At 61.5% G+C, this 11,893-nt stretch carries 12 protein-coding genes; 6 read left to right on the plus strand and 6 right to left on the minus strand.

The window, feature by feature from the left end; genetic code table 11:
• The first annotated feature begins 11 nt into the window (after window positions 1-11).
• The 4 genes from INF77_RS16840 to INF77_RS16855 all read left to right on the plus strand — a co-directional run bounded on the left by INF77_RS16840 (window position 12) and on the right by INF77_RS16855 (window position 4,675).
• On the plus strand, window positions 12-1,172 hold the full coding sequence (locus INF77_RS16840; protein WP_370529644.1) for an ABC transporter substrate-binding protein: 1,161 nt from the start codon (window positions 12-14) through the stop codon (window positions 1,170-1,172).
• On the plus strand, window positions 1,145-2,674 hold the full coding sequence (locus INF77_RS16845) for a thiamine ABC transporter permease (protein ID WP_193532590.1): 1,530 nt from the start codon (window positions 1,145-1,147) through the stop codon (window positions 2,672-2,674). Before INF77_RS16840 ends, INF77_RS16845 begins: the two co-directional genes overlap by 28 nt.
• A complete protein-coding gene (locus INF77_RS16850; protein WP_193532591.1) occupies window positions 2,674-3,294 on the plus strand; it encodes an ATP-binding cassette domain-containing protein in 621 nt (206 codons plus the stop codon). Before INF77_RS16845 ends, INF77_RS16850 begins: the two co-directional genes overlap by 1 nt.
• A 73-nt stretch (window positions 3,295-3,367) precedes the next feature.
• Window positions 3,368-4,675, plus strand: coding sequence for a sulfurtransferase (locus INF77_RS16855; RefSeq protein WP_150146234.1), 1,308 nt, complete (start codon window positions 3,368-3,370; stop codon window positions 4,673-4,675).
• On the opposite strand, the gene INF77_RS16860 is transcribed toward INF77_RS16855, so the two are convergent.
• Both INF77_RS16860 and INF77_RS16865 read right to left on the minus strand, forming a co-directional pair.
• The gene (locus INF77_RS16860; RefSeq protein WP_193532592.1) at window positions 4,672-5,289 is read right to left on the minus strand and encodes a CDP-alcohol phosphatidyltransferase family protein; all 618 of its coding nucleotides are present in this window, start codon (window positions 5,287-5,289) and stop codon (window positions 4,672-4,674) included. The genes INF77_RS16855 and INF77_RS16860 overlap by 4 nt on opposite strands.
• Window positions 5,282-5,851, minus strand: a complete 570-nt coding sequence (locus INF77_RS16865; RefSeq protein WP_193532593.1) for a carboxymuconolactone decarboxylase family protein — start codon at window positions 5,849-5,851, stop codon at window positions 5,282-5,284. Before INF77_RS16865 ends, INF77_RS16860 begins: the two co-directional genes overlap by 8 nt.
• A gap of 75 nt (window positions 5,852-5,926) precedes the next feature.
• Here INF77_RS16865 and INF77_RS16870 point away from each other — a divergent pair, with 75 nt between their 5' ends.
• Window positions 5,927-6,343, plus strand: a complete 417-nt coding sequence (locus INF77_RS16870) for a pyrimidine (deoxy)nucleoside triphosphate diphosphatase (protein WP_283253314.1) — start codon at window positions 5,927-5,929, stop codon at window positions 6,341-6,343.
• Here INF77_RS16870 and INF77_RS16875 read toward each other — a convergent pair.
• Complete coding sequence (locus INF77_RS16875) at window positions 6,303-6,575, minus strand: YnjH family protein (RefSeq protein WP_023343917.1); 273 nt, start codon at window positions 6,573-6,575, stop codon at window positions 6,303-6,305. The genes INF77_RS16870 and INF77_RS16875 overlap by 41 nt on opposite strands.
• 229 nt (window positions 6,576-6,804) lie before the next feature.
• Here INF77_RS16875 and gdhA point away from each other — a divergent pair, with 229 nt between their 5' ends.
• A complete protein-coding gene (gdhA, locus tag INF77_RS16880) occupies window positions 6,805-8,148 on the plus strand; it encodes an NADP-specific glutamate dehydrogenase (protein ID WP_193532594.1) in 1,344 nt (447 codons plus the stop codon).
• Window positions 8,149-8,219: 71 nt separating this feature from the next.
• Here the strand turns inward: gdhA and INF77_RS16885 are convergent, their stop codons facing one another.
• From INF77_RS16885 to INF77_RS16895, 3 genes are all read right to left on the minus strand, one after another.
• Window positions 8,220-10,127 carry a DNA topoisomerase III gene (locus tag INF77_RS16885; RefSeq protein ID WP_193532595.1) on the minus strand — a complete coding sequence of 636 codons (1,908 nt, stop codon included), beginning with the start codon at window positions 10,125-10,127 and terminating at the stop codon, window positions 8,220-8,222.
• Between the two features lie 4 nt (window positions 10,128-10,131).
• The gene (gene selD, locus INF77_RS16890; RefSeq protein WP_100170448.1) at window positions 10,132-11,175 is read right to left on the minus strand and encodes a selenide, water dikinase SelD; all 1,044 of its coding nucleotides are present in this window, start codon (window positions 11,173-11,175) and stop codon (window positions 10,132-10,134) included.
• Window positions 11,176-11,291: 116 nt separating this feature from the next.
• Entirely contained in the window at window positions 11,292-11,843 is a 552-nt protein-coding gene (locus INF77_RS16895; RefSeq protein ID WP_193532596.1) for an NAD(P)H nitroreductase, read from the minus strand.
• Between the last annotated feature and the right edge of the window lie 50 nt (window positions 11,844-11,893).

An 11,893-nucleotide genomic window follows, 5' to 3' on the forward strand; every position in this document is an offset into this window, starting at 1 on the left:
TTATGCGCCGTGTGCGTTTTTGCACGTTTCTCACCGGGCTGCTGCTGGCGGCCCCTCTGTATGCCGCCGACGGCTGGCAGGCTATTCAGCAACAGGCCAAAGGCCAGACCGTCTGGTTTAACGCCTGGGGCGGCGATCCGGCGGTCAACCGCTATCTGGAGTGGGTCAGCGGCGAGATGCAAACGCACTATGCCATTACCCTTAAAATCGTCCCGCTGGCGGATGCCGCAGACGCGGTAAAACGTATTCAGACCGAAGCCGCCGCAGGGCGTAAGGCCAACGGCTCCGTCGACCTGCTGTGGGTTAACGGCGAAAATTTCCGCACGCTGAAAGAGGCAAACCTGCTGCAGACCGGATGGGCGCAGACGTTGCCCAACTGGCGCTATGTCGATACCCGCAAACCGGTTACGCAAGATTTTGCCGTCCCAACCGACGGGGCGGAATCGCCGTGGGGCGGCGCGCAGCTGACCTTTATCGCCCGCAAACCCAGCATGTCGACCCCGCTGGCAGATCCACAGGCGCTGCTGGCTTACGCGCAGCAGCACCCCGGTAAAATCAGCTATCCTCGCCCGCCCGATTTTACCGGCACGGCATTTCTTGAGCAGCTGCTGCTGACGCTGACCGCGCATCCGGACGCGCTGCAAAAGGCCCCCGATAGCACTTTTGCCCAGGTGACGGCCCCGCTCTGGGATTATCTGGACAAACTCCACCCGCTGCTGTGGCGCGAAGGGAAAGATTTTCCCCCTTCTCCTGCACGGATGGATGCCCTGCTTGCCAGCGGCAGCCTGAACCTGTCGCTGACCTTTAACCCCGCGCATGCGCAGCAAAAAGTGGCGAGCGGCGAACTGCCCGCCGACAGCTACAGCTTTGGTTTCCACGGCGGAACGATTGGCAACGTCCATTTTGTGGCGATTCCGGCCAACGCCAGCGCGAGCGCGGGCGCGAAAGTGGTCGCCAATTTCCTGCTGTCACCGCAGGCGCAGATCCGTAAAGCTGACCCGGCCATCTGGGGCGATCCGAGCGTGCTGGATGCGAAAACGCTGCCCGAAGGTGAAGCCAGACAGCTGCTGGTCCATACGCCGCAGGGGCTGCCGAAGGTGCTTGCAGAGCCGCAGTCCGCCTGGGTGAACGCGCTGGAGCAGGAATGGCTGCGTCGTTACGGCACCCGCTGAGCGGCCTCGTCTGGCTGGCGATGGCGGTAATTTATCTGCCGCTTCTGCCCGCCGGCGCCATGCTGCTGGCCCCGGCGTTTTCGGTGACAAACTGGCAGCGGCTGCTGAACGATCCGCAGCTGCCTCAGGCGGCCGTCGCCACGCTGGTCTCTACGCTCATCGCCACGCTGGGGGCATTGCTGATTGCCCTTCTCCTCGTCAGCCTTGTCTGGCCCGGTAAACGCTGGCGACGCCTCACAACCCGCCTGCCGTGGCTGCTGGCGATCCCCCATGTGGCGTTCGCTACCGGCGCGTTGCTGCTGTTTGCCGAGGGCGGTCTGTTTTATCAGGTCTGTACCGTCTGTTCGCCGCCGTTTGACCGCTACGGCGTCGGGCTGGGCCTGACGCTCGCGGTTAAAGAGAGCGCGTTTGTGCTGTGGGCAATTTACGCCGTGCTGCCGGAGAAACGGCTCGCGCAGCAGAAGATCGTCCTTCAGACGTTGGGCTACGGGCGTTTTCAGACGCTCAGCTGGCTGATCCTGCCGGCTGTCGCGCCCGTTCTCGGGTCAGTGATGCTGGCGGTGCTGGCGTGGTCGCTGTCGGTTGTGGACGTGGCGATCGTTCTCGGGCCCGGCAACCCGCCTACCCTGGCCGTGCTGGCCTGGCAGTGGCTGAGCCAGGGCGACGCGCAGCAGCAGGCAAAAGGGACGCTGCTGTGCCTGCTTCTCCTTCTGCTGCTGGCCGCGCTTGCCGCCCTGGGATACGGCCTGTGGAAGGCATGGCGTCGTACGCTTTCGGACCTCACCGGAACGCGCCCCCGGTCGCAGCGGGTCCTGCCTGAGCGGGCACTGGGCGGGTTCCTGCCCGCGTGCGGCGTCCTGTGCGCCGCGGTACTGCTGATGCTGGCACAACGGGATGACGCTGGCCCGGTGGGAACCAGCCTTTCCTTCGGCCTGCTTTCAAGCCTGATCGGCCTGGTCGTCGGGTTACTCTGGCTGGAGTGGGGCCCGCAGCGCGGCGCGCTGTGGGTGTGGCTACCGCTCGCCCTTCCGGCCCTCCCGCTCGTCACCGGCCAGTATGCGATTGCGTTGCACCTGGGCATCGACGGGCACTACGCCGCCGTGCTCTGGAGCCACCTCCTGTGGGTATTGCCGTGGATGCTGCTGGTGCTGCACCCCGCCTGGCGCCGGATCGATCCCCGGCTGATTCTCACCGCCAGAACGCTCGGCTGGCGACGGGCAAAAATATTCTTACTGCTGAAATGCCCCCTGCTGGTGCGCCCAGCGCTGCTGGCCTTTGCCACCGGTTTTTCCGTCAGCATGGCGCAATATATGCCGACGCTGTGGCTGGGCGCGGGGCGTTTCGCCACGCTGACCACCGAAACCGTGGCGCTCAGCAGCGGAGGCAGCATCCCGATTCTCGCTAACCGGGCGCTGGGATTACTGCTGGTCACGGGCTCGGTGTTTGGTGCTGCCGCCCTGCTATCCCGGCTCGCGGGCCACTACCGACAAGGGTTACGTTAATGCTGAAGGTAAAAAATCTCACCATCGAACCGCTTTTCCGCGAGGTCAGTTTTTGCGCGCCCCGCGGGCAGATCGTCACTCTGATGGGGCCGTCCGGCAGCGGCAAATCGACCCTTTTTTCCTGGATGGTCGGCGCGCTGTCAGACGATTTCCAGGCGCGGGGCGAACTGTGGCTCGACGCGCGTCGCTGCGACGCGCTTCCCGTGGAGTCCCGCGGGCTGGGCATTCTCTTTCAGGATGCGCTGCTGTTCGATCAGTTCAGCGTCGGGCAAAATTTGCTGCTGGCGCTGCCTGAGCGGATCGCCGGGCGCGCGCGTCGGGAAGCGGTCGAGCAGGCGCTGGATTCTGCCGGGCTGAGCGGTTATTACGCCAGCGATCCGGCCACCCTTTCCGGGGGGGAGCGCGCCCGGGTCAGCCTGCTGCGGGCCCTGCTCGCGGAGCCGCAGGCGCTGCTGCTGGATGAACCGTTCAGCCGCCTCGATAAAGCGTTACGGGCCTCGTTTCGGGCATGGGTATTTGACGCCATCCGCGCGCGCCATATCCCGGCGGTGCTGGTCACGCACGATGAGGACGATATTCCACCCGGCGGCGAGCTGATTGAGATTTCTCGCTGGCAATAATGTGCTAACGCAATGTTTTCCGTTTCGGGAGAGACGACAATGCCCCCCTCTTTTACTGACGTCAGGTTATTCGATGAAACGTGTTTCTCAACTGACCGCGCTGGCCCTGCTCTGCGGCCTCGCCTCTTTTTCCTCGCTGGCGGCTGATATGCCCAACGCAATCACGCTGTCTCAGCTTCAGGCGCAGCACGGCGCGGCAATCGACACCCGCCCCAGCGCCTTCTATAACGGCTGGCCTCAGACCCTCAGCGGTCCTTCCGGGCACGAACCCGCTGCGCTCAACCTTGCTGCCGCCTGGCTTAGCGCCATGAGCGACGAGCAGATTGCACTTTGGGCAAAACAGCATCAGCTTACCCCTGCGACGGCCATCGCGCTGTACGGCGACGAGAACGATAACCAGGCGGTGAAAGCCCGTCTGGAGAAAGCGGGTTACCACCACGTTTCGCTGCTCAGCGATGCTCTGCAGACGCCCGACCGCCTTCAGCGCCTGCCCCACTTTGAACAGCTGGTTTACCCGCAGTGGATCCACCGGCTCCAGCAGGGTAAGCCCGCGATCGCCGCACCGGCGGGCGACTGGAAAGTGATCGAAGCCGCGTGGGGCGCACCGAAGTTTTACCTGCTGAACCACATTCCCGGCGCGGGCTACATCGACACCAACGAGGTGGAAAGCGAGCCGCTGTGGAATAAAGTCGCCGACGACAGGCTAAAAGCGGTGCTGGCAAAGCACGGGATCCGCCACGACACCACCGTCATCTTGTATGGCCGCGACGTCTACGCCGCCGCGCGCGTGGCGCAGATAATGCTGTACGCGGGCGTGAAGGATGTGCGTATTCTCGATGGCGGCTGGAAGGCGTGGTCAGATGCAGGCCTGCCGGTTGAACGCGGCACGCCCGGCAAAGTGACGCCCGCCCCCGATTTTGGCGCGCCGATCCCCGGCCAGCCGCAGCTGATGGTGGATATGGAACAGGCGCGCGGCATGCTGCACCGTCAGGATGCCTCCCTGGTCAGCATTCGCTCGTGGCCGGAGTTCACCGGCGAAACCAGCGGCTACAGCTACATCAAGCCAAAAGGTGAAATTGCCGGTGCCCGCTGGGGTCACGCGGGCAGCGATGCCACCCACATGGAGGATTTCCATAACCCGGATGGCACCATGCGCAGCGCTGACGACATCGCCGCCCAGTGGAAGCGCTGGAATATTCTGCCGGAACAGCACGTCGCGTTTTACTGCGGCACCGGCTGGCGGGCGTCCGAAACCTTTATGTACGCCCGGGCGATGGGCTGGAAGAATATCGCCGTCTATGACGGCGGCTGGTACGAATGGAGCAGTCACCCGCAGAACCCGGTGACTACCGGTGAGCGCGGGCCAGAAAGCGCGTTCTAAGCGTTAAGTGACTTCAGCGTCACGTAGCCGCTCCAGATGCGCGTTGTGGTGGTCAGCCAGCACAGCGCGCCAAATACCCACGCGAAAAGCGTAAAGTGCGCCGGGAAGAGGCAGCACAGCACAAACAGCGCGATGGTCTCCGTCCCTTCCGTTAACCCGCCGATGTAATAAAACGACTTGTGCGCATAGCCGGGGTTGTCGATGTCGTGCTTCGCGGCCAGCGCCGCAAACGCCAGAAAACTGCTGCCGGTCCCGATAAACGCAAATAGCAGCCAGGCGGCGGCCAGGGCATTTTCCGCCGGTGCTGAGAGCGCAAAGCCAAACGGCACCAGGGCATAGAACAGAAAATCGAGCGCGATATCGAGGAATCCCCCCGCATCGGACAACCCTCTGCGGCGCGCCAGCGCCCCGTCCAGACCATCCAGCAGGCGGTTCAGGAGAATGGCAGCCAGCGCCGCCAGGTACCAGCCAAGGGCCAGAAACGGCAGCGCCAGCACGCCGATGGCAAACCCGACAAGGGTTAATCCGTCGGGCGTTATTCCCGGTCGGTCCAGCACGGAGACCAGACGATTCAGGACGGGTTTGATTCGTGGATGGAGGTGGCGATCAAGCATCGGGCGTCTCGTTAAAGGTGGCGCAAAGCCCCTGCGCCGGAATATCCAGCGCGGCGTTAAAGCGGGCCGAGAGGTTCTGAAAAGCAATGAGCGCCGTCATTTCGGTGATGGCGTCATCCGTAAAGTGGTCCTTCAGTGCCGCTCTGATGGCCTCATCCGCCCGGGGCGGCGTGGCGGTCACCGCCTCGGCGTAGGCCAGCGCCGCGCGCTCCTGCTCCGTGAACAAGGCGGAATCCCGCCAGTCGCTCACGGCCTGCACCTTTTCCAGCGCTCCGCAGCGCCCGGCCAGCCGCAGGCTGTTGGCATCAATACAGAAAGCGCAGTGGCAGAGCTGGGACACCCGCGTCATGAGCAGCGAACGAAGCACGGGCGTCAGTCGCGCGCGACGACGCTCCAGAAAACCGACGAACAACGCCACCAGCCAGAACAGACGCGGCATGCGTCCCCACCAGCGCGTGGGATTCAGCACGACGCCAAAATGCTTTTTCTGCATCACGGCAATGGGCTTAAGGCTAACGGGAAGGGATTCAATAGGGGCAACCCAGGCGGTAGTCTCTTTCACCTGATTCTCCTGATAGCTGGACTCTGAGAAAGGGCACGATAATATGTCTTTTTTTGCTATCAATTATTGACGACCATGCTGAAAACACTCGATGTCGTTGCCGCCATCATCGAAAAAGACGACAAAATTTTACTGGCGCAGCGCCCTGCCCACGCCGACCAGCCGGGCATGTGGGAATTTGCAGGCGGTAAAGTCGAGGCGGGAGAAACCCAGTCCGAGGCGCTTATCCGCGAGCTGCGTGAAGAGTTAGGTATTGAAGCCCACCCTGCGCAATACGTGGCAAGCCACCAGCGCGAAGTCTCGCAGCGCTTAATCAACCTGCACGCCTGGCACGTTCCTGCGTTTAGCGGCGAGCTCAGGGCGCACTACCACAGCGCGCTGGCGTGGTGTACGCCTGAAGAGGCGTTTGGCTATACCTTAGCCCCCGCGGATATTCCCCTGCTGGAGGCGTTTATTGTTTTACGCGACGCCAGACCAGCGGGTTCGTGCTGATGGCGCGCTCGTCGCGCTGGCACTGCAGCAGCACGCCATCCGCCTTCACGACGGCCCCTTCAGAATAGTTTTGATCCTGATAAATGCAGCACTGGTTACACGGCTGCGCACGCTGGCCGCTGGAGCTAAACACTTCTGGCGGCACATTCACTTCCACGTCCGGGCGAATGCGGTCAGCCTGCGCGCCTGCGGTAAAGATCAAACATAACGCGGTAAGTACATAACGGTTCATAGACACATCTTCCTGTTGTTTCCTTGATAATGACTATAACGGTAATCCCGCGCGGAACCTTTAATATATATCGTCATCGCTTTTGGTTATGACGCACCCCCCATCATTAATTTCCCTTTCGCCCTGAATTTCTGCTTGCCACACAAAGCAGTACGGGTGGTATAGTCAAAAAAACAACACAAAACGCATAAATCACATACAAGCATGATTATAAGAGGTTCTTATATCTATGGATCAGACACGCTCTCTGGAAGGTTTCCTTGCCCATGTTCAGCAGCGCGACCCGCACCAAAGCGAGTTCGCGCAGGCCGTGCGTGAAGTGATGACCACGCTGTGGCCCTTCCTTGAACAAAATCCGCGCTATCGCCAGATGTCTTTGCTCGAACGCCTGGTCGAGCCAGAGCGCGTGGTCCAGTTCCGCGTGACCTGGGTGGACGATCGCAATCAGGTGCAGGTCAACCGCGCGTGGCGCGTACAGTTTAACTCCGCCATCGGCCCGTTTAAGGGCGGCATGCGCTTCCACCCTTCCGTGAATTTGTCCATTTTGAAATTCCTCGGCTTCGAGCAGACCTTTAAAAACGCCCTCACCACGCTCCCCATGGGCGGCGGGAAAGGCGGCAGCGATTTCGACCCGAAAGGCAAAAGCGAAGGTGAAGTCATGCGTTTCTGCCAGGCGCTGATGACCGAACTCTACCGTCACCTCGGCCCGGATACCGACGTGCCTGCCGGTGATATCGGCGTGGGCGGACGTGAAGTGGGCTTTATGGCCGGGATGATGAAAAAGCTCTCCAACAACAGCGCCTGCGTCTTTACCGGCAAAGGGCTATCGTTTGGCGGAAGCCTGATCCGCCCGGAAGCGACCGGGTACGGACTGGTTTACTTCACCGAAGCCATGCTCAAGCGTCACGGACTGGGCTTCGAAGGTATGCGCGTTGCGGTGTCCGGCTCCGGTAACGTGGCGCAGTACGCGATTGAAAAAGCGATGCAGTTTGGCGCTCGCGTGGTGACCGCCTCCGACTCCAGCGGAACGGTGGTGGATGAAGCGGGCTTCACGGCAGAGAAGCTGGCGCGCCTGTGTGAAATCAAAGCCAGCCGCGACGGTCGCGTGGCGGATTACGCCCGGGAGTTTGGTCTGACCTACCTCGAAGGTAAACAGCCGTGGGGCGTGCCGGTGGATATCGCCCTGCCGTGCGCCACGCAGAACGAGCTGGATGCGGAAGCCGCGCGCACGTTGATTAGCAACGGCGTAAAAGCGGTAGCCGAAGGAGCGAACATGCCGACCACGATCGACGCGACGGACCTGTTCCTGGAGGCGCGCGTGCTGTTTGCACCGGGCAAGGCTGCCAACGCGGGCGGCGTGGCGACGTCCGGCCTCGAGATGGCGCAAAACGCCGCGCGTCTCGGCTGGAAGGCGGAGAAAGTGGATGCGCGCCTGCACCATATCATGCTGGATATTCACCACGCCTGCGTGGAGTATGGCGGTGAAGCGTCGCAAACCAACTACGTGCGCGGGGCGAATATCGCCGGGTTCGTGAAGGTGGCGGATGCCATGATTGGGCAGGGTGTGATTTAAGGTTTATATCGTGCGGCCGGGAGCCCTGCCCCCGGTCCTCTCCCACAGGGAGAGGGAGAAAACCGGGCGTATCAGGCCGCGCTCTTTTTCTTCTTGAACGGTTTCTTCGCGCCACCAGCGGGTGCAACCATGCCTCTGAACCGCTTCACCGGCGTGCTGCGAGCCTGATCGATCAGCTGGTAAAGCGTCCCCACCAGCGGCTGCATAAAGTCCTGATAGCGGCACTGCTTCTCGCTAATCTGCGTCAGCACCGACTCCCAGTGCGCGGTCATGTCCGGCCTTGCGGCCAGCTCCGGCAGGGAGTGAATCAGCGCGCGTCCCGGCTCGGTTGAATGGATATAGCGCCCTTTTTTCTCGAGAAAACCGCGCTTAAAAAGCAGCTCGATGATCCCCGCGCGGGTTGCTTCCGTACCCAGACCGTCGGTGGCGCGCAGGATCTTCTTCAGATCTTTATCCTGCACGAACCGGGCGATGCCGGTCATCGCGGAAAGCAGCGTCGCATCGGTAAAATGGCGCGGCGGCTGGGTCTGGCGTTCCACCACTTCCCCTTTTTCACACAGCAGCTCATCGTCTTTGGCGACCACGGGCAGCGGCGTGCCGTCGTTCTCCTCATCGCGCTCTTTGTTACCGAGGAGCGTGCGCCAGCCCGCTTCCGCGAGGAAACGCGCTTTAGCGATAAACTTGCCTTTGGCAATTTCCAGCTCGATGACGCACTTGCGGAACACCGCATCCGGGCAGAACTGCATCAGGTACTGACGGGCAATCAGGTTATAGACCTTCGCTTCGTTATCGGTCAGGTTGACGCTGCTGGCGCGCGCCGTCGGGATAATCGCGTGGTGGGCGTCCACCTTTTTATCATCCCAGCAGCGGTTATGGGTATCTGGGTTCACCACCGGCTGCGGCAGCAGATCCGGCGCGTGCACGCTAATGGCGTTCATCACCGAATGACGTCCGGCAAAATGCTCTTCCGGCAGATAGCGGCTATCCGAGCGCGGATAGGTGATGAGCTTATGGGTTTCGTAGAGCTTCTGGCAGATATCCAGCACGTTCTGCGCGCTGAGGCCGAAGCGCTTTGCGGCCTCGATCTGCAGGGCCGACAGCGAGAACGGCAGCGGCGCGGGTTCTGATTCCCGTTTATCGTTATAGCTGGTAACGATAGCGGGCTGTCCGGTAATCCGGTTAACTACATGTTCCGCCAGCGGACGGTGCAGCAAACGCCCTTCTTCATCCTGGTACGACTCGCAGGCATCGCTCGGCTGCCAGACGGCGGTAAAGCGCTCGTCTTTAGGCGTGACGATATGCGCCTTCACTTCAAAGAAATCTTTGGCGACGAAGTTCTCAATCTCTTCGTCACGACGTACGACCAGCCCCAGCACCGGCGTCTGCACGCGCCCCACCGAGAGCACGCCCTGATAGCCCGCGTTGCGCCCGAGAATGGTGTAGGCGCGGGTCATGTTGATGCCATACAGCCAGTCGGCGCGGGCGCGGGCTAAAGCAGAGACGCACAGCGGAATAAACTCGCTGTTGGAACGCAGGCGCGAGATCGCCCGCTCAACGGCCTGCGGGTTGAGGTCGTTGATCAGGCAGCGCTGCACCTGCTGGCGCTTTTCCGGTGCCAGTTCAAGATAGTCCAGCACCTCATCCACCAGCAGCTGTCCTTCCCTGTCCGGGTCACCCGCGTGCACGATTTCATCGGCTTCATGCAGGAAGCGCTTGATTACGTTGAGCTGCTTAGTAACCGAAGGCCGGGGCTGCAGGCGCCATTTTTCAGGCACGATGGGCAGATCGTTCAAATTCCAGCGGGCGTAGCGGCTGTCGTAAACATCCGGCTGCGCCTGCTCGAGCAGGTGACCGATACACCAGGTAACCACCTGCCCGTTACCGCATTCGATAAAGCCGTCGCCTTTGCGATGCGGCTTAGGCAGCACGTCGGCAATGGCACGGGCCAGGCTCGGCTTTTCGGCAATAAACAACCGCATCGAATTAACGGATCTCAATCATCGGTCGGCCACCGCGCGCGGTTACCAGCTCGCCGATCGCCGTCAGGGTAATGCCGAACTCGGCGGCCGTGGCCTGCACATCGGCTTCGGATTCCGGCGTCACCGCCAGCAGCAGGCCGCCGGAGGTTTGCGGATCGCACAGCAGGTTGCGCCATTCTTCAGGCATTTCGCCCATCAGGTGACCGTAGCTGGCGAAGTTGCGCTGGGTACCGCCCGGAACCGCGCCCTGCGCGATGTACTCTTCCACGCCCGGCAGCTTCGGCACGTCCTGGTACCAGACCTGCGCCTGCACGCCCGCGCCCTGACACACTTCGGAGAGGTGCCCCAGCAGACCAAAACCGGTCACGTCGGTCATCGCCTTCACGCCGTCGATATTAGCGAAAGCGGCACCCGCGAGGTTCATCTGGCACATGACTTCTGTTGCCAGCCCTTTGTGCTCCGGTTTGAGCAGGGATTTTTTCTCGGCGGTGGTCAGCACGCCAATGCCCAGCGGCTTGGTGAGGAACAGCTTGCAGCCCGCCTGCGCGGTGCTGTTGCGCTTCACGCGTTCGGTCGGCACTACGCCGGTAACGGCCAGGCCGAAGATAGGCTCCGGCGCATCGATAGAGTGGCCGCCGGCCAGCGCAATCCCCGCCTGCTGGCAGGCAAAACGGCCGCCATCAATCACTTCACGGGCCACTTCCGGCGGGATGGTGTTGATCGGCCAGCCCAGAATGGCGATCGCCATAATCGGCTTACCGCCCATGGCAAAGATATCGCTGATGGCGTTAGTGGCCGCAATGCGACCGAAGTCGAACGGGTTGTCGACAATCGGCATAAAGAAGTCAGTGGTACTGATAATGCTGGTGCCGTTACCTAAGTCATAAACTGCAGCATCGTCGCGCGTTTCATTGCCGACAAGCAGGTTCGGGTCGACAAACTTCGCCTGTTCACTGTGCAGGATAGTCTCAAGCACTTTCGGGGAAATTTTACAACCGCAACCGGCTCCGTGGCTGTACTGCGTTAAACGAATGGTTTGCTCGCTCATGGACGTCTCCTGTCATCTCAATCGCGCTATGGTAGCGCTCATTCCATCAAGAGGTAAGTATGACTGTCTGAATTCTGCGGCAGATGCTCAGAATCCAGACAGTTTAGCGTGCGCTATCAGAAGCGGCTGACGAAAGGCGTGACGTCCGGCACGCTGATGGTGCTGGAGGCTTTGAGCTGCGGGGTGCCGAGATAGAGAAAACCGACAATTTTGTCATGCTCACCGCAGCCAAAACCGTCCCGGACCGCCGGGCTTTCGGTCAGCGGTCCGGTGCGCCAGATACCGTTGAAGCCCTGCGCGACGGCGGCCATCTGCATCGCCATCACCGCACAGCCCGCAGACATTTCCTGCTCCCAGACCGGCACCTTATGACCAGCCTGGCATTTTGCCACGACGGCAATAATCATCGGTGCACGAAACGGGCCATTGCGCGCCTTATCGATCCCCTTCTCATCCTGCCCTGCGGCTACCGCGCCCTGCTCCAGCAGCTGGCTGAAGCGATCGCGGCCTTCGCCTTCAATCACAAAGAAGTGCCACGGCTGCAGCGTGCCGTGATCGGGGGCACGCATGCCGGCACGCAGAATGTTCTCCAGCTGCTCGCCTGCCGGGGCAGGTTCGGCCAGACGGGAAGCGCTACGGCGGTTAACAAGCAGTTCGAGTGCGTCCATTGGTTAACTCCTTTCTTGAAATTTACTCACAAAATTAACACGACGGCAGA

The sequence above is a fragment of the Enterobacter cloacae complex sp. P1B genome, assembly GCF_014982345.1.
GTDB classification, from domain to species: Bacteria; Pseudomonadota; Gammaproteobacteria; order Enterobacterales; family Enterobacteriaceae; genus Enterobacter; species Enterobacter bugandensis.